The 17630-nt window shown below is 69.7% G+C and carries 16 protein-coding genes; 11 read left to right on the top strand and 5 right to left on the bottom strand.

All coding sequences use genetic code 11. The features are described from left to right. The first annotated feature begins 138 nt into the window (after nucleotides 1-138). Genes AC069H_RS18220 through AC069H_RS18205 form a run of 4 tightly spaced genes read left to right on the top strand, consistent with a single transcriptional unit; the run spans nucleotide 139 to nucleotide 2288 of the window. On the top strand, nucleotides 139-471 hold the full coding sequence (locus AC069H_RS18220; protein ID WP_478227990.1) for a PadR family transcriptional regulator: 333 nt from the start codon (nucleotides 139-141) through the stop codon (nucleotides 469-471). Beyond that, the gene (locus AC069H_RS18215; protein WP_478227989.1) at nucleotides 468-1280 is read left to right on the top strand and encodes an ATP-binding cassette domain-containing protein; all 813 of its coding nucleotides are present in this window, start codon (nucleotides 468-470) and stop codon (nucleotides 1278-1280) included. The genes AC069H_RS18220 and AC069H_RS18215 overlap by 4 nt, the downstream gene beginning before the upstream one ends. Continuing rightward, a complete protein-coding gene (locus AC069H_RS18210) occupies nucleotides 1277-1969 on the top strand; it encodes an ABC transporter permease (RefSeq protein WP_478233096.1) in 693 nt (230 codons plus the stop codon). The genes AC069H_RS18215 and AC069H_RS18210 overlap by 4 nt, the downstream gene beginning before the upstream one ends. Before the next feature lie 13 nt (nucleotides 1970-1982). Beyond that, the gene (locus AC069H_RS18205; RefSeq protein WP_478227987.1) at nucleotides 1983-2288 is read left to right on the top strand and encodes a hypothetical protein; all 306 of its coding nucleotides are present in this window, start codon (nucleotides 1983-1985) and stop codon (nucleotides 2286-2288) included. Between the two features lie 3 nt (nucleotides 2289-2291). On the opposite strand, the gene catC is transcribed toward AC069H_RS18205, so the two are convergent. From catC to AC069H_RS18185, 4 genes are read right to left on the bottom strand one after another with little or no spacing between them, the layout of a single operon-like run. Beyond that, on the bottom strand, nucleotides 2292-2579 hold the full coding sequence (gene catC, locus AC069H_RS18200) for a muconolactone Delta-isomerase (RefSeq protein WP_478233095.1): 288 nt from the start codon (nucleotides 2577-2579) through the stop codon (nucleotides 2292-2294). Between the two features lie 24 nt (nucleotides 2580-2603). After that, nucleotides 2604-3455: a catechol 1,2-dioxygenase gene (gene catA / locus AC069H_RS18195; RefSeq protein WP_478233094.1), complete on the bottom strand. Its 852-nt coding sequence runs from the start codon at nucleotides 3453-3455 to the stop codon at nucleotides 2604-2606. Nucleotides 3456-3481: 26 nt separating this feature from the next. Next, nucleotides 3482-4585: a mandelate racemase/muconate lactonizing enzyme family protein gene (locus AC069H_RS18190; protein ID WP_478227984.1), complete on the bottom strand. Its 1104-nt coding sequence runs from the start codon at nucleotides 4583-4585 to the stop codon at nucleotides 3482-3484. After that, a complete protein-coding gene (locus tag AC069H_RS18185) occupies nucleotides 4585-5478 on the bottom strand; it encodes a LysR substrate-binding domain-containing protein (RefSeq protein ID WP_478233093.1) in 894 nt (297 codons plus the stop codon). Before AC069H_RS18185 ends, AC069H_RS18190 begins: the two co-directional genes overlap by 1 nt. 328 nt (nucleotides 5479-5806) lie before the next feature. On the opposite strand from AC069H_RS18185, the gene AC069H_RS18180 reads away from it, so the two are divergent. The 7 genes from AC069H_RS18180 to AC069H_RS18150 are packed head-to-tail and all read left to right on the top strand — an operon-like array spanning nucleotide 5807 to nucleotide 16876. Beyond that, nucleotides 5807-7198: a serine hydrolase domain-containing protein gene (locus tag AC069H_RS18180; RefSeq protein ID WP_478233092.1), complete on the top strand. Its 1392-nt coding sequence runs from the start codon at nucleotides 5807-5809 to the stop codon at nucleotides 7196-7198. Further along, a complete protein-coding gene (locus AC069H_RS18175) occupies nucleotides 7195-8097 on the top strand; it encodes a serine hydrolase (RefSeq protein ID WP_478233091.1) in 903 nt (300 codons plus the stop codon). Before AC069H_RS18180 ends, AC069H_RS18175 begins: the two co-directional genes overlap by 4 nt. A gap of 9 nt (nucleotides 8098-8106) precedes the next feature. Continuing rightward, complete coding sequence (locus AC069H_RS18170) at nucleotides 8107-9705, top strand: ABC transporter substrate-binding protein (protein ID WP_478233090.1); 1599 nt, start codon at nucleotides 8107-8109, stop codon at nucleotides 9703-9705. Next, entirely contained in the window at nucleotides 9705-10685 is a 981-nt protein-coding gene (locus AC069H_RS18165) for an ABC transporter permease (RefSeq protein WP_478227979.1), read from the top strand. The genes AC069H_RS18170 and AC069H_RS18165 overlap by 1 nt, the downstream gene beginning before the upstream one ends. 1 nt (nucleotide 10686) lies before the next feature. After that, on the top strand, nucleotides 10687-12588 hold the full coding sequence (locus tag AC069H_RS18160; RefSeq protein WP_478233089.1) for a dipeptide/oligopeptide/nickel ABC transporter permease/ATP-binding protein: 1902 nt from the start codon (nucleotides 10687-10689) through the stop codon (nucleotides 12586-12588). Beyond that, nucleotides 12585-13568: an ABC transporter ATP-binding protein gene (locus AC069H_RS18155; RefSeq protein WP_478233088.1), complete on the top strand. Its 984-nt coding sequence runs from the start codon at nucleotides 12585-12587 to the stop codon at nucleotides 13566-13568. The genes AC069H_RS18160 and AC069H_RS18155 overlap by 4 nt, the downstream gene beginning before the upstream one ends. Further along, complete coding sequence (locus AC069H_RS18150) at nucleotides 13565-16876, top strand: serine hydrolase (protein ID WP_478233087.1); 3312 nt, start codon at nucleotides 13565-13567, stop codon at nucleotides 16874-16876. Before AC069H_RS18155 ends, AC069H_RS18150 begins: the two co-directional genes overlap by 4 nt. A gap of 69 nt (nucleotides 16877-16945) precedes the next feature. Here AC069H_RS18150 and AC069H_RS18145 read toward each other — a convergent pair whose 3' ends face one another. Beyond that, nucleotides 16946-17533: a hypothetical protein gene (locus AC069H_RS18145; RefSeq protein WP_478227975.1), complete on the bottom strand. Its 588-nt coding sequence runs from the start codon at nucleotides 17531-17533 to the stop codon at nucleotides 16946-16948. Nucleotides 17534-17630: the final 97 nt, after the last annotated feature.

Genomic DNA, 17630 nt, shown 5'->3' with positions numbered 1-17630 from the left:
GAGACGGATCTCGCGTGCTTGGAAGCGGAACTCGCACCCTCCGTGTCATCCGTCCCGAGACACGCGAGATCCGGCTCCAAGCACAGAGACAGGACTAGCTTGTAGTCCTATCTAGGTAGGACTGCTACATTGCTCGACGTGGATCAGGACCGGCGAGGCCAGTGGCTGCGGGGGGTGCTGGCGCCGTGCGTGCTGGCGCTGGTCGCCGAGCGCGAGTCCTACGGCTACGAGCTGGCCCAGTCGCTCGACGCCGCCGGGCTGGGCCCCATCCAGGGCGGCACGCTGTATCCGGTGCTGCTGCGGTTGCAGCGGTTCGGCCTGGTCACCGCGAGCTGGCGGGACGGGACGGCCGGGCCCGCGCGCAAGTACTACCGGATCACCGCGAAAGGCCGGGAAACACTGCGGCACGCCACCTCCGACTGGCAGGAGTTCTCCGCCGGGGTGGCCTCGATCTTGCGGGAGGGAAGATGAACCACGACGGATGGCTTTCCGCGCTGACGCACGAACTGCGTCGCCGGGGCGTCGGCGGGGACGCGGCGCGGCAAGTGGTCGCGGAGGCGGCCGTGCATCTGCGGGAAAGCGGCGGAGACCCGATCCGGGTCTTCGGGCCGCCCGCCGCGTACGCCTCGGCCGTGGCCGACAGTGTGGGACGTCCCCGGCGTCGGCCGGGCGAAGTGCTGCTGGAAGCCAGGGGTATCACGAAGAAATACGGCAGGCGGACGGTGCTGGACGGTGTCGACCTCGTGGTGCGCTCGGGCGAGATCGCCGCGGTGATCGGGGCGAACGGCTGTGGCAAGAGCACGTTCCTGAGTATCTGCGCCGGGATCACCGGCCCGGACAAGGGCGAGGTCCGCGTGCGCGGTTCACTCGGCTACTGCCCGCAGGACGGTGGCACGGCGGATTTCCTCGACGCGGGTGAGCATTTCGTGCTGATCGGCGCCGGGCGCGGGATGGCCCGCGAAGAGTCGGCACGGATCGGCGCCGCCCGCGCCGCGGCGCTGGACTGGACGCCCGGACGCGGCACGCAGGCCCGGCACCTTTCCGGTGGGACCAGGCAGAAACTGAACCTCGTGCTCGCCGGGCTCGGCGACCCGGACGTGCTGCTGCTCGACGAGCCCTATCAGGGTTTCGACAAGGGCACGTACCTCGACTTCTGGCATCAGGTCTGGCAGTGGCGCGAGGCAGGCAAGGCGATCGTGGTGGTGACCCACCTGCTGAACCAGCTGGACCGCGTCGACACCGTGCTCGAACTTTCCCCGGCCAGGAAGGCTGTCGCGTGAAGAAGATCCTGACGGTCGCCGAGATGTCGCTGCGCGAACTGCTGCGCCGCCGGTCGGTCCTGCTGATCCTCCTGCTGCTGCCGTTGGTGTTCTACTTGAGCAGGCGTGGTGACCACCTCGGACAGTCGATCCGCTTCGTCTGCCTCGGCCTCGGCTGGGCGTTGAGCACCGCCGCGCTGTTCGCGGGCAGCGCGAGCCGTGCCATGGAGCCTCGGCTGCGGCTTTCGGGTTACCGTTCCCACGACCTGTACCTCGGTCGTTTGAGTGCACTGTGGACGGTCGGGTTCCTGTTGTCCGCGCCGTACTTCGTGCTGATCCTCGTCGACCAGCACGACGTCCGGTACGGCTCGGTCGCCTTGGTCATGGTGCTGACGGTCGCCGTGTCGGCGCCGTTCGGGCTTTTGCTCAGTGCGGTGCTGCCCAGGGAACTCGAAGGCACGCTCGTGCTGCTGGCGGTCGTCGGTCTCCAGATGATGGCCGATCCGTCGAGCCTGATCGCGCGCTTGCTGCCGTTCTGGTCGAGCCGTGAGATCGGCACCTACGCCATCGACCACACGGACATCGGCTACCTGACCCGAGGTGTCGCGCACGGCGTGGCGGCCTTCGTGCTCCTGCTCGCCACGGTGGCCCTCGCGTCGGGGTTCCGCCTGCGTCGCCGTTCTCACCTCACGTTCGTCGGCGGCCGCTGATACCTTGCAGCCCATGTCAGAGTCCAACTCCACTGAGGACAGCCAAGGCGCCGCTCCACCGCGCCGGTCCGGCAAGCGCATCGCCGGCGGCATCTTCCTGATCCTCGCCTCGATCGCGTTGTTCTACGTCGGGGTCGACGCGATCGCCGATCCGGACGCCGTGGTCGCCCGTTCCTCGAAGTCGGCGCGCAGCCCGGACACCGACGCAGAGGCGAAGATCGGCGGCTTCATACTTATCATGTTCGGGATTTCGGTGCTGGGCTTCGGCATCGGGATGATCGCTTCGAAGGGGCCCCTCTTCGCGAAGAGAGCCGAGTGATCCTCAGAGACCGGCCTCGACCTTGGACGGGTGCGTAGCCAGCGGCGTGACCGCGATGTCCATGTACGGGAACAACGGCAGACCGGACAGCAGCGTGTGCAGCTCGTCGTGGTCGGCGACGTCCAGGATCGAAAAGTTCGCGTACTCGCCCGCGATCCGCCACAGCTGCGGCCACTTGCCTTCGCGCTGAAGCTTTTGGCTGTACGCCTTTTCGCGCGTGACGAGGTCGGCCCGCTCCACCGGATCGAGATCCGGCGGCAGGCGAACGTCCATGCGCACGTGGTAGAGCATCGGTCACTCCAAAAGGGACACTGGTCAGGAACGTTCGGGGTCGAGGACGAAGCCGTACTCGACGGTCTCGCCATGGCCTGACGGGCGCGGGTCGAGCACCAGTTCCGGTTTGACCGCCGAAGCGATGTCGTCGTCGTTGTGCTCGTCGCCGGGGAAGTACAGCTGGGCGGTGAGCAGCTCGTGCCCCGGGGCCGAGACCTTGACGTGCAGATGCGCCGGACGCCACGCGTGCCAGCCCGCCGCGGCGATGAGCTTGCCGCAGGAGCCGTCGGTCGGGATCTGGTACGGCGCCGGGCGCACGGTGTGGATCTCGAACCTGCCATCGGCGTCGGCGGTGAAGCTCGCGCGCAGGTTCCACTCCGGGATGCCCGGCGCGAACTGGGAGTAGAAGCCGTCCGCGTCGGCGTGCCACAGCTCGACCTTCGCCCCGCCCAGCGCCGTGCCGTCGGTGGAGGTGACCTGACCGGTCCAGACGAGCGGCGTACCGGGTTCGTCGTCCCGCATCGGGACCGAACCGTGAGCACCCTGCTCGGGCGCGCCGGGCACGTAGTACGGCCCCTCGATGGTGCCCTTGTTGCCCTCACGGTGCTCGGTGGCGACCTCTTCGACGACGTGCTCCACCCAGACGTCGAGGAACAGTGGCCACTCGCCGTCCTCGCCGACGCTGATCAGCCACGACTTGAGCGCGTTGTACTCGTCGTAGGTGACCTTGTGCTTCCGGATCGTGCCGTGCACGGCTTCCAGCACCTCGCGGGCCAGCAGGCTGACCCGCTCCTTCGGCGTTCCGGCGACGCCGGCGAACTTGTCGCTCTTGAACCGTTCGGTCGCGTTGGCACCGGACGCGGCCGCGGTGGCCGTCTCGGGGATGGCGGTCATGAATCCTCCTTGATTCGTAGTGGGCGTCAGTGGTCCTGGCGGTAGTTCCGGAGCTTCCCGGGATCGATTTCGGCACCGAGGCCGGCGCCGGGGCGGACGGTGAGTTCGCCATCGACGACACGCAACGGCTCGGTGAGCAGGTCGTCGCTCATGTCGAGGAAGTTCGAGAGTTCGCCGGGGCGGCGGGACGTCAGCTCGTAGGCCGAGCCGAACGCGACCGTGCACAGTGAACCGAGCTGGCCGTCGATCTGGTTGCCCATCACGACTTCGAGGCCGAGTCCTTCGGCGAGGTGGTGGGTGCGCTGCGAGCGAGTGAAGCCGGTGCGGGCGGTCTTGATGCTGATCGCGGTGGCGGAGCCGCCGAGGATCTCGCGGGTGACGTCGGCCGGGGTCACCGCGGATTCGTCGGCGATGAACGGCACGTCGAGCTGCCGCACGAGCCAGCGCCTGCCGAGGACGTCGTCGGCGGGGCACAGTTCCTCGGCGAAGAGCAGCCCGAGATCGGCCATCTCCCGCATCGCCCGAGCCGATTCGGCGGCGGTCCAGCCGCGGTTGCCGTCGACGTAGAGGTCGACGGCGTCGCCGAAGTGCTCCCGCAGCGCGCGCACGACGGCGGTGTCGAGCGATGCCGGACGACGGCCGACCTTGACCTTGAAGGTGGTGATGCCGTGGGTCTCCCGCATCCGCTCGGCCTCGGCGACCATCGCGGAAGGCTCGTCGAAGCCGAGCATGTGGGACACGCGCATGCGGTCGGTGTAGCCGCCGAGCAGTTCGGTGACCGACACGTCGAGGCTGCGGCCGAGCGCGTCCCAGATCGCCATGTCGATCGCGGATTTCGCGGTCGGATTGCCGACCGTGCGGGCGAGCCGGGTGTGCACCGTTTCGCGGTCGAGCAGGCTGAGGCCGACCACCTGCGGGGCGAACAGGGAGTCGATCACCGCGACGATCCCCGCCTGGGTCTCGCCGTAGGTGAACGGCCGCGGGGGCGCTTCGGCCACGCCGACGACGCCGTTGTCGGCGTGCACCCGCACGAGGACGTGCTCGGCGACGTGCACCTCGCCCGACGCGAATTTCAACGGCTTCCGGTACGGGATGGCGAACGGGATCGCCTCGACTCGCGTGATCTTCATCAGGTGCCCTCGGTGGTGGGAAAGACGTCGTTGAGCGCGTCGAGGACGGTCGTGACGAGCGGGGACGGAGTTTCGCGGTGCCAGGCCAGTGCCAGCTCCACGGTCGCCGCTCCGGCGAGGTCTCGGAACACGACACCGGCCAAAGGGAGCGCTCGGGCCGAAGCGGGCACCACGCCGACCCCCAGGCCGCCGGCGACCAGCGCCAGCAGGACCGCGGTCCCGGAGGCCTCGTGCAGCTGAGGGGGCGTGAGCCCCGCCTCCCGGCAGCTGCGGGCGACGGCGTCGTACACGACGGAGTTGCGCCGGTCGTAGGTCACGAGCGGTTCGGTCCGCAGCTCCGCCATCGCGACGACGGGTTCGGCGGCCAGCCGGTGGTCGGCGGGGACGGCGAGGACCAGCGGCTCGCGCTCGATCACCCGGAAGCCGATGTCGTCCCCGGTGACCGGCGGGCGGAGCACCCCGATCCCCAGCGTCCCCGTGCGCAGGCGCTCGCACTGCTCGGCGGTCAGGAGATCGGCGCGGATCTCCAGCTCCACGTCCGGCACCCGCTGGGCGAGCGCCCTGGCCAGCCGCGGCAGATGGGAGAACGCCGCGGTACCGGTGAACCCGACCCGGAGCAGGCCCCGTTTGCCCTCGCCGATCCGGCGGACACCGCGCACTCCCACGTCCAGCCCCGCGAGGACGCGCCGGGCTTCGGCCAGGAAGAACTCGCCCGCCGCTGTCACGCGGACCTGCCGGGTCGTCCGAGCCAGGAGGACGACGCCGAGTTCCTCCTCCAACTGACGGATGGTGTGCGAGAGCGCGGGCTGCGCGACGTGCAGCCGCTCGGCCGCCCGGCCGAAGTGACAGGTCTCGGCGACGGTGACGAAGTAGCGCAGGTGACGAAGTTCCATGAGATGCCTCCCTCCGTTGCCTCTGCCGCCGATCCGTTCACGGTACGAAGCGGACTCATCGAAGACAAAGACTTGGTTCCGGTCTATTGATAAACAGCGGTTATCAATCGCAGCATAGGTCAGGTTGGGTGGACGTGAGTGGCCGCCCGTCGCGAACCGTCCTTTTAGGACTTGGGGCGGTTCCGGTCATCGGACCTGGCCGGATTGATTCGTATGCCCGGATGAACTTTTCCGCCGCTCTCGTCGTTCCGCACGAATCGGTGACGCCGGTCACCGGCATAGCATCCCGGGAACTGCGGCCGACGCTTTCCCGGACACGAGGTGGAACATGGCGAAACTTTCCGAAATCGACGCCTGGTTGGAAGAGAACCTTTCCGCCCTGCTGGCCGAACACGGGGTTCCCGGCGCGGCCGTCGCGGTCCTCGCCGGCGGCGAGGTGATCGACCACGCGGCGGGCGTGCTGAACAAGGACACCGGTGTCGAGTCCACAGTGGATTCGGTGTTCCAGATCGGCTCGATCACGAAGGTGTGGACGACGACGCTGGCGATGCAGCTCGTCGACGAAGGCCTCCTCGACCTCGACAAGCCGGTCCGGAGCTACCTGCCGGAGTTCGTCCTCGCCGACGACGACGCGGCGTCGCGGATCACCGTCCGGCAGCTGACCTGCCACACGTCCGGTTTCGAAGGCGACATCTTCACCGACACCGGCGTGGGCGACGACTGCGTGGAGAAGCTGGTCGCGACGCTGTCCGACGTGCCCCAGTTGTTCCCGCCGGGGGAGATGTTCTCCTACAACAACGCCGCCTACTGCGTGCTCGGCCGCGTCGTCGAGGTGCTGCGGGGCAAGTCCTACGACGACTGCCTGCGTGACCATCTCTTCGCCCCGCTGGGACTGACGCACGCGGCCGCCGGGCCGTACGACGCGATCCGGTACCGCGCCGCGATCGGGCATCTCGCGCCGTCGCCCGGCGACGAACCGCGGCCCGCCGGAGTCTGGGCACTGGCCCGGTCGAACGCCCCCGCCGGATCGATGCTCTCGATGCGCCCGCGCGACCTGCTCACCTTCACGCGGATGCACCTGTCCGAAGGCAGGGCCGACGACGGCACCCAGGTGCTCCGGCCGGAAACCGTGCGATCGATGTGGGAGCGCCAGGTCGAGCTGCCCGACCTCGGCCTGCTGGGCGGCGCATGGGGTCTCGGCTGGATGCTCTTCGACTGGCCGGGAGGCCCGGTGATCGGCCACGACGGCGGCACCATCGGCCAGTCGGCCTTCCTGCGGGTGGTCCCGGGCCGCAACGTCGCGGTCGCCCTGCTGACCAACGGCGGCCGTCCGCTCCACCTGTACGCGGACATCTTCCGGAAGGTGCTGGGCGACCTCGCCGACGTCGAGGTCCCCGCCCTGCCGGAGCCGAACGCGGCGGCGGCCCCGGCCCATCCGTCCCGGTACGTCGGCGAGTACTCGTCGCGGGTGGCCGACACCGTGGTCAGCCAGGACGACGAGGGCAAGCTGTGGATCGAGCGTGTTCCGAAGGGGGTCATGGCCGCTACGGGCGGGGAAGCCGAGAAGACGGAGTTGCTGGCCTACAAGGACGACACGCTCGTCGCGGCCTACAAGACGCTGCCCGGCCTGCACATGCCGCACGCGTTCGTCGGCGACGACGGCAACGGCCGGGCGCTGTACCTCCACACCGGGCGCGCCGACCGGCGGGTGAGCCGGTGAGCCGGATCGCCGACGAGATCGAGGCGGTCTTCGCGGCCGCCGGGGCGCGGGGATTCGTGCACGCGCGGGAGGTCGGCGTCTCCGACGGACCCGAAGTCGCCGTGGGCGCGGACGATCCGGTCGTGCTCGCGTCGGTGTTCAAGATCCCGGTCGCCCTCGCCTACGCCAGGGAAGTGGTGGCCGGGCGGCTGGACGAGACCGAGCGGACCCGGGTCACCGCCCGGTACCGGATCGGGGGGATCGGCACCGCGGGCTGTGCGGACGACGTCGAGATGAGCTGGCGCGACCTGGCCCATTTCATGCTGACGATGAGCGACAACGCCGCGACCGACCTCGTCTACCACCGGGTCGGGCAGAAGGCCGTCGACCGAGTGCTCGCCGATCTCGGGCTCGCCAGGACACGGTTGATCGGCTGCTGCGAGGACCTCTTCGCGTCGGTGATCGCCGATCTCGGCGCGAAACCGGACGACGATCTGGAAGCCGTCTTCGCCGCCGCCACGCCCGAACAGCTGTGGAAGCTCTCGGTACTCGACCCGGAACGTACGACGTCGTCGACCCCGCGGGAGATCACCGCGCTGCTGGACGCGCTCTGGACCGACCGCGCGGGTGACCCGGCCGCCTGTGAACGCGTGCGGAGGATCATGGCCCAGCAGATCTGGCCGCACCGGATGTCGTCCGGATTCCCCGCCGGCGTGGCGGTCGCGGCCAAGACCGGGACGCTTCCCGCCGTCCGCAACGAAGCGGGTGTCGTGTCCGATGTGGACGGTCTTCGGTACGCCGTCGCGGTGTTCACCCGCGCCGAATCCCTCGCCGACCGCCTGCCCGCGGTCGACGCCTCGATCGGCACGGCGGCGCGCCTTGCCGTGGACCACCTTCGCGCCCTTTCCGTCAAACCGTAGGAGAACCGCATGAAGACAGCTCGGCTCACCGCCGCCATGGCGGGCGTGGTGGCCTTGACCGTGAGCGCGTGCGGGGGGACGTCGCAATCCGGGGAGGACCGGACCGCGAACCAGAAACTGACCGACGGCAAGACCTTCACGATGGGCCTTCCGACCGATCCGGGGACGCTCGACCCGGCCGTCACCGTGCTGTCGATCGCCCGGCAGATCGGCCGGTTCCTCTACGACGGCCTGATCCACCTCGATTCCGCGGGCAAGCCGGTGGCGGGGCTGGCGGAGAAGTGGGAGGCCACGACGACCACGGCGAACTTCACCCTGCGCGACGGGGTGAAATGCGCGGACGGTTCACCGCTGACCGCACGGGACGTGGCCGCGAACATCAACCACGTCGGCGATCCGGCGACCAAGTCCCCGCTGACCGGCGTCAGTGTCAAAGCGGGGACGAAGGCGGTCGCCGACGACGCCGCCAGGACCGTCACGGTCACCAGCGGGGCACCGGATTCGTTCCTGTTGCGCAACGTGGCGGCCGTGCCGATCGTCTGCGCCAAGGGGATGGCGGACCGGGCGTCCGTCGCGAAGGGACAGCACGGCACCGGCATGTTCACCATGACCGAGATCGTGCCGAACGACCACTACACCCTCACCCGGCGCAAGGACTACACCTGGGGCCCCGGTGACTGGAAGAGCGAACAGCAGGGCCTGCCCGAAAAAGTGGTCTTCCGGGTCGTGCCGAACATGACGACGACGGCGAACCTGCTGCTGTCCGGGGAGCTCAGCGCCGCGCAAGTGACCGGACAGGACCAGCAGCGGTTGCGGTCGCAGAAGCTGTTCCACGCCGACATCGTCGTGCCGATGGGGGAGATCTTCTTCAACCAGGCACCCGGCAGGCCCGGTCAGGACCAGGCGGTGCGCCGGGCGCTGACCCAGGCGCTCGATTTCGGCCAGATCGGCAAGGTGCTCACCACCGGCAACGGGCAGCCCGCCAAGGGACTCGTCACCGGAGAACCCTTGGCGTGCCCGGGTGATTCGATCAACGGCAAGCTGCCCGCCTTCGACGTCGCCGCGGCGAAGTCCGGGCTCGACGCCGCGGGCTGGACGCCCGGCCCGGACGGAGTGCGGACCAAGAACGGCAAGCGGCTCGCCCTCACCGTCGTCTACGGCACCCAGGTCGGGCCGACGATGGTCTCGGCCGCGGAGCTGGTCCTGCAGTCCTGGAAGAACATCGGGGTCGAGGCCACGATCAAGGCCGTCGACGGTCCCGGTACCAGCCAGGTGCTGTTCGGCACCGGTGACTGGGAGGTGTCGCTGGCACCGCTGGGCTTCGTCCTGCCCAGCCAGGCCGTTCCGTTCGCCTCCGGCGCGAAACCGCCGGAGGGCACGAATTTCGCGCATATCGAGAATCCCCGGTACACCGAGCTCGTGGGCAAGGCGTCGGCGCAGGCGGGCGAATCCGGTTGCGGGGACTGGCTGGCCGCCGAATCCGCGCTGTTCGAACGACTCGACGTGGTGCCGTTCGTGAATTCGACCATCCCGACCTTCGCGAACGGTGCGCGGTTCGAGATGAACCAAGGCCAGATCCTGCCGTCGTCGATCCGGATGTACTCCTGATGACGAGCGCCGTCGCGACGGCAGGCCCGCGGAGCAGTCCTTGGCTGTCGTTCGGGATCCGCCGCCTCGGCCGGTTCGCGGTCTCGCTGTGGGTGCTGGTCACCACGGCGTTCCTGATGATCCAGCTGATCCCCGGCGATCCGGTCCGCGCGGCGCTCGGGCTGACCGCGCCCGCCGAGCTGGTGAACGCCCGGCGGGCCGCGCTCGGCCTCGACGACCCGCTGTGGAAGCAGTATGTCGACTATCTCGCCGGTCTCTTCTCGGGCGACTGGGGTACGTCGATGACCACCGGGGTGCCGGTCGCGGACGTCATCGGCGACCGGCTCCCCGCGACCCTGGAGCTGGCGTTGCCCGCCTTCGTGGTGGTCATCGCGATCGCGATCCCGCTGGGCCTGCTGTTCGCCGTGCTGACCCGGGGCGGCCGCCGTCGCGGCGGGGAACTGGCGTTCACCTCGACGACGGTCCTGCTGGCCGCGATCCCGGAGTTCCTGGTCGCGGTGGCACTGGTGGCGTTCTTCGCGGTCCAGCTGGGTTGGTTCCCGGTGGCGGGCAGCGAGGGTCCGGGCGCGCTAGTGCTCCCGGTGATCGCGCTGGCGCTCGGTCCGGCGTCGGTCCTCGCCCGCATCGTCCGTGTGGAAACACTTTCCGTACTGGGCAACGACTTCATCCGCACGGCGCGGGCGAAACGGTTGCCCGCGCGGCTGGTGTACCTGCGGCACGCGTTGCCCAACGCGGTGACCGCGACCCTCACCATGGGCGGGCTGATGCTGACCGGGATGGTGGCGGGAACCGTCCTGGTCGAGAACGTGTTCGCCTGGCCGGGGCTCGGTTCCACCATCGCGCAGTCGATCCTGCAGAAGGACTACCCGCAGGTGCAGGGAATCGTGCTCGTCTACGGCATCGGTGTGCTGCTGGTGAACCTGACGGTGGACGTGCTGCTGGCCGTCCTCGATCCGCGTTCGACGATCCGGGAGAACTGAGATGGCGAATCCGCGCGGAGCGAAATGGCTCGGGGCGCTGCGCACACCGCTGGGCGCGTGCTCGGCCGCACTGCTGGCACTGGTGATCGTGCTCGCGGTGCTGGCCCCGATCCTGTGGCACGACAAGGCTTTCGAGATCGACACGAACGCGATCGGCCAAGGACCGTCGGCGGCGCATTGGCTGGGCACCGACGACCTCGGCCGCGACATCCTCTACCGCGTGCTGGTGGCGACCAGGCTGTCGATCGTGCTGGCGTTGCTCGCCACGGTGATCGGGGTGGTGACCGGGCTCGTGCTCGGCACACTGCCCTCGGTGCTGCCGCGTCCGCTCGCCCGGCTGGTGATCGCGGCGGTCAACATCGCGGTCGCCTTTCCCGGGCTGCTGCTGGTGTTGTTCTTCTCGGTCATCTTCGGTGTCGGGACGCACGGCGCGGTGCTGGCGGTCGGTTTCGCCCTGGCCCCGTCGTTCGCGCGGCTGGCGCAGACGATGGCCGCTTCGGTGGCGGGACGGGATTTCGTCGCGGCGGCCAGGATCTCCGGTGTCGGCCGGATCCGGTTGCTGTTCCGGCACATCCTGCCCAACATCGGCGAACCGCTGGTGGTCAACGCGACCATCGGCGCGGGCGGGGCACTGCTCGCCTTCGCCGGTTTGTCGTTCCTCGGCATCGGTGTGCAGGCCCCCGAATACGACTGGGGGCGGATCCTCGGCGAAGGACTCAACGGCATCTACGTCAATCCGGCGGCGGCGCTGGCGCCCGGTGTCGCGGTCGTCCTCGCGGGGCTCGCCTTCAACCTGGTGGGGGAGACCGTCGCCGGGGTGATCGGTGTGCGCACCGGGCTGCGCAAGCTCGCACCGCGGCCGGTCGCTCCAGCCAGGGAAGACGCCGCCGAGAGTCGCGACGACGCCGTGCTGGTGGTGGAGAACCTCCAGGTCGCGTTCCCGAACCCGGCGGGCTGGACCGTTCCGGTGCGCGGGGTGGGTTTCACCGTCCGCGCCGGTGAGGCGATCGGTGTCGTCGGCGAGTCTGGCTCGGGGAAGAGCCTGACGGGGCTGGCGGTGTCGCGTCTGGTCGAAGCGCCGGCCGTGGTCACCGCGGACAGACTCGAATTCGCCGGGAAACCGCTGCTGACGACTCCGGAACGGGAGCTGCGCGGTCTGCTCGGCACGTCACTGGCGATGGTCTTCCAGGATCCGATGACCTCGTTCAACCCGACCAGGCGGATCGGCCGCCAATTGGCCGAAGTCGCCGAACAGCATCAGGGACTGCCGCGGGCCAAGGCCTTCGAGCGGGCCGTGGACCGGTTGCGCGCGGTGCGGATCCCCGCCGCCGAACGGCGGGCGCGGCAGTATCCGCACGAGTTCTCCGGCGGGATGCGGCAGCGCGCCATGATCGGCATGGGCCTGATGGGCGACCCGAAGCTCATCATCGCCGACGAGCCGACCACGGCGCTGGACGTCACCGTGCAGCGGCAGCTGCTGCGCCTGCTGGCGCGGACCAGGTCCGAACGGGACACGGCGATCGTTCTGATCAGCCACGACATCGCGGTCGTTTCGCAGACTTGCGAACGGATGCTTGTCATGTACGCGGGCCGGGTGGTGGAGGACCTGCCGACCGCCGGGACACCGCGGCATCCGTACACACGGGCCTTGCTGGCCGCGACGCTCGACCTCGAGACCGATCGTGACGCGCCGCTCGCGGTGATCCCCGGCCGCCCGCCGGAACCGGACCGTGTGCCGAACGGCTGCGCTTTCGCCGACCGGTGCCCGGCGGTGACCGATCGGTGCCGTCTCGAGGACCCGGTGCTGGAGCGCGTGGAACCCGGGCATCGCGTCGCTTGCTGGTATCCGGCGCCGCTTTCCCAGCCTGTCAAGGAAACCGTGACCGCCGGAGGTGCGGAGTGAGCGATCTCGTCTTCGACGCGGTGAGCGTGCGCTACGGTGGACGGCGCGGGCTCACCGCCGTCGACCGGGTCGGGCTGACCGTCCCTTCCGGACAGGTCGTGGGACTGGTCGGCGAATCTGGATCGGGGAAGTCGACGCTGGCCCGCGCCGCCGTCGGGCTCTCGCCGATCAGCGCCGGACGGGTTCTGCTGGGTGGCGTGGACGTCCGCGAACTGCCCCGCCGCCCGCCGTTGCAGATGGTGTTCCAGGATCCGTATTCCTCTTTGGACCCCCGGATGAGCATCGGGGAATCGATCACCGAAGCGATCCCGCACGGCGTCCTCTCCGGGCGCGCGGCACGCCGCGACGAGGTCGCCCGGCTGCTGGAGCTGGTCAACCTCGATCCCGAACGCGCCGTCCACCTGCCGGGGCGGCTTTCCGGCGGCCAGCGGCAACGGGTGGCGCTCGCCCGCGCGCTGGCCGGGCGGCCCGAGGTGCTGATCGCGGACGAGATCACCTCCGCGCTCGACGTCTCGGTGCAGGGCGCGGTGCTCAACCTCGTCCGGTCCGTGCAACGGCGGCTCGGCCTGTCGATGCTGTTCATCTCGCACAACCTCGCGGTGATCCGCTATCTCAGCGACATCGTCGCCGTGATGTACCTCGGCCGGATCGTCGAGGTCGGCCCGGCCGAACAGGTGCTCACGGATCCGCGGCATCCGTACACGCGTGACCTGCTCGCCGCGGCGCCGTCGGCGACCGCTTCGCTGCTCGGCACCGGCGCGGACGAGTCGACCGCCGACGCCGAGCCCGCCGACCCGCACCATCCGCCCGGCGGATGCCGGTACCACCCACGCTGCCCGGTCGGCCCGCTCGTGCGGGCCGACCGCGACCTTTGCCTCCAGGCGGATCCCGCCGACGGCGCGGCACACCGGCGTCACTCGGCGGCCTGCCACTTCAGCGACAACGAGCTCACGACCTCCAGAGGAGCAAGCGCATCATGACCCGACGTCTCGGTCTCGACGACCTGTACGACATCGCCGTCCCCAGCCAGCCTTCGCTGTCCCCGGACGGTGACCGGATCGTCTACGTCCTGCGCACCGCGGACCGTGACGAAGACCGGAACGTGAGCACGCTCTGGGAGGTCGGCGCGACCGACGGCGAAGCCCGGCGGCTCACCCGCGGAACCGCCGACATGACGCCGAAATGGGCGCCGGACGGCACGCGGATCGCGTTCCTCCGCGCCCAGGACGGGCCGCCGCAGGTGTGGTTCCTGCCGTCGTCGGGCGGGGAGGCCGAGCAGGTCACCGAACTCCCGCTCGGGGCGGGCGCCCCGGTCTGGAGTCCGGACGGCGGCAAGATCGCCTTCTCGGCCGCGGTCGACCTGGCCGGCGGAGAAGCCGCGCCGAACGCCCCGGTGGCGGCCGATCGGCTGGACTTCAAGGCCGACGGCGCCGGGCTGATCAAGACCGTCCGCAAGCATCTGCACGTCCTCGACGTCGCCACGCGCGAAGTCCGGCAGGTCACCTTCGGCGACTGGCACGCCAGTGATCCGGCCTGGTCGCCCGACGGCACGCACCTCGCCTTCTCGTCCGGGCAGGACGGCGACGCAGACTTGACCTTCCGTTCCGGTGCCTATGTGGTCGACGTGACCGCCAGGACCGCCGAGCCGCGGCTGATCGGCTCCGGTGAGGGCATGGCGGGCACGGTCGGCTGGTCCGCCGATGGTGCCGCGCTGCTGGTGGTGGGCCGGGCCGACACCCAGGTCGGTCATCTCGGGTTGTGGCGTGTCCCGCTCGACGGCGGGGCCCCGGTCGAGCTGACCGCGTCCCTGGACCGCAACGTGATGCCCGGTGGCCCCGGCTATCCGGGAGCCCTGCCGCAGCTGACGGAGGACGGCGCCGTGTTGTTCGGCGTCCGGGACCGCGGCTGCACCCATCTGTACGAAGTGGACGGTGAGAGCTCGCGTGCGGTACTGGCGGGCGCGGATCGCGTGGTGTCCGGAATGGACATCGCGGCCGGGCGGGTCGTGGTCGTCATGGCCACCGGAGATTCGTTCGGCGAAGTCGCCGTCGTCGACCGGGCCACCGGCGCCGTCGACGTGCGCACGAAGCACGGCGCCTCCGTGGCCGAGGTCGAGCTTTTCCGCCACGAGGAGAGGGAATTCACCATTGGCGACGGCACCGTCGTCCACGGCTGGCTGCTGCGGGACCCGGCGCGATCCGGCGCCGCGCCACTGCTGCTCGACATCCACGGCGGACCGCACAACGCCTGGAACGGCGCCGCCGACTCGATCCATCTCTATCACCAGGCGCTCGTCGCGCGGGGCTGGGCGGTACTGCTGATCAACCCGCGGGGCAGCGACGGCTACGGCGAGGACTTCTACACCGCCGCCGTCGGCGGATGGGGTGTCGCCGACGCGGCGGACTTCCTCGAACCGTTGGATCACCTTGTCGCCGAAGGGATCGCCGACGCCGACCGGCTGGCCGTGGCGGGTTACAGCTACGGCGGCTTCATGACCTGTTACCTGACCAGCCGCGACAGCCGTTTCGCCGCCGCCGTCGCCGGTGGGGTGGTCAGCGACCTGACCAGCATGGGCGGCACGTCCGACGCCGGGCACTACCTCGCCGTCGGCGAACTCGGTGGTCCGGCGTGGGACAAGGCCAACGAGCGGTTCTCGCCGTTCGCCCAGGTCGAGCGGGTGCGAACGCCCACGCTCGTCATCCAGGGCGCGAAGGACGACCGGTGCCCGGTCGGGCAGGCCGAGCAGTGGTTCGGTGCCCTGCGCGCACGGGGCGTCCCGTCCCGGCTGGTGCTGTACCCGGACGCCTCGCACCTGTTCATCCTCGACGGGCCGCCGTCGCACCGGCTCGACTTCAACCGGCGTGTCCTCGGCTGGGTCGAGCAGTACACGGCGCCGGCCGACGGGCCTTCACGGGTGCCGATCGAGGCGGCGCACTGGCGGCGACGGCTGGCCGAACTGGCCCGCAAGCACCGCGTTCCCGGCGCGGCGCTCGGCATCGCCCGGATCGGTGATGGCACCGAGGTGCTCGCCTCCTATGGCGTGCTGAACACGAAGACGGGGGTCGAGGTCACCGACGACTCGGTGTTCCAGATCGGCTCGATCTCCAAGGTATGGACCGCGACCGTGGTGATGCGGCTGGTCGACGAAGGTCTCCTCGAACTGGACGCGCCGATCGCGGACGTCCTGCCGGAACTGCGGCTGGCCGATCCCGGTGTGGCCGGGAAAGTCACCATGCGGCACCTGCTGACGCACACCAGCGGTATCGACGGCGACGTCTTCACCGACACCGGCCGCGGCGACGACTGTCTCGAACGCTACGTCGAGATCCTCGACCAGGCCGCGCAGAACCATCCTCTCGGCGAGACGTTCTCCTACTGCAACTCGGGTTTCGTGGTCATGGGCCGGGTGATCGAGAAGCTCACCGGGCTGACCTGGGACGCGGCGATGCGCGAGAAACTGTTCGCCCCACTCGGTCTCACCCACACCGTGACCCTTCCCGAGGAGGCCTTGCTCTTCCGGGCGGCCGTCGGTCACGTCGCCAACGGAGACGAGGATCCGGCGCCGGCGCCCGTCTGGGGACTGCCCCGGAGCATGGGGCCCGCCGGGCTGATCACCGCCACCGCGAAGGACGTGCTCGGCTTCGCACGGCTGCACCTCACCGGCGGGCTGACCCCGGCGGGGGAACGGATCCTGACGACGGACTCGGCCACCGCGATGGCCGAGAAGCAGACCGACATCCCCGACAAGCATTCGCTCGGCGACTCGTGGGGGCTCGGCTGGATCCGTGACACCTGGAGCGGGCAGCGCGTCATCGGCCACGACGGCAACACGATCGGCCAGTCGGCGTTCCTCCGGCTCCTGCCCGACCAGGGGCTCGCCATCACGTTGCTCACCAACGGGGGCAACACCCGGGACCTGTACGTCGAGCTGTACCGGGAGATCGTCGCCGAACTCGCCGACGTGGCGATGCCGCGGCCGCTCGAACCGCCCGCGACTCCGGTCACCGTCGACGGATCGAGGCATGTGGGCGGCTACGAACGGGCAGGCGCGCGGATGGACGTGCTGGCGGCGGGGGAGGGGCTGCGGCTGCGGCAGACCGCCACCGGACCGCTCGCCGAACTCCTGGCGGAGAAGACGCAGGAGTTCGATCTGGTCCCGGTGACCGACTCGCTTTTCCTCTGCCGAGAGCCCGGGACGCGGACGTGGATGCCGGTCACCTTCTACACGCTGCCGACCGGGGAGCAGTACATGCACTACGGCGTGCGTGCGACGCCGAAGACGTCCTAGCCGCCCGTGATGCCCGTGAAGGCCTCCTTCACTACCTTCAGGGTAGGCAAGGAGGCCTTCACGGACAGGTCAGCTTTCGGCCTTGACGTACAGGCGCACGGTTCCGCCGCGATGGGTGCGGAAATAGTTCTGCAACTGCGCGCTGCTCGCGACGCATCCGGCGCTGGTGAAATCGTTCTCGCCCGTTCTGGGAAGTACGACGGAACATTGCGCGAGATAGCTGAACTTGTCCGGCCACAGCACGAAGAACGTCGCGGTTCCGGAACCCGTGCCGCCGTTGTTGCGGAAGACGGCGCTCATCGAGCAGGCGTTGTCGTTGCACGGTCCGTTCCACTGCGAGGAGCGGACCTGGAAATCGGGTCGTGCCGGTGGCGTCGTCCGGGCGGCCCGGGTGGCGGGCGCCTCCGCCGTGGTCCGCGCCGGTTCCCGGATCGGCCGCGACACGGTGGTCCGCGGCACGCTCGTGGCCGCGGCGAGCGGCCGTGAAGCCGACGTCTGGCTGGTGGGGGAGGGTGCGAGGCCCTTCAACGGATTGAACCCGGTCAGCGTATTGACGGCCGCCAGAATGGCGAAGACCCCACTGATCGTGCCGACGATGACGCCCCACTTCTTGTAGTCCGGCTCGTCATCGGTCTTCTTCGACTCGTCCCCCGACATCGCCCCATTCTACGGGCAGACCCCCTTGTGACGGAAAGAAGAATTCGCCGTTCTTAAGTCCGTGAAGGCCTCCTTCCCTACCGTCAGGGTAGGCAAG

It is taken from the genome of Amycolatopsis sp. NPDC043887, assembly GCF_056435665.1.
Note: the sequence above shows the minus strand (reverse complement) of the source record. Positions and strands in the feature narration are given on the sequence as shown.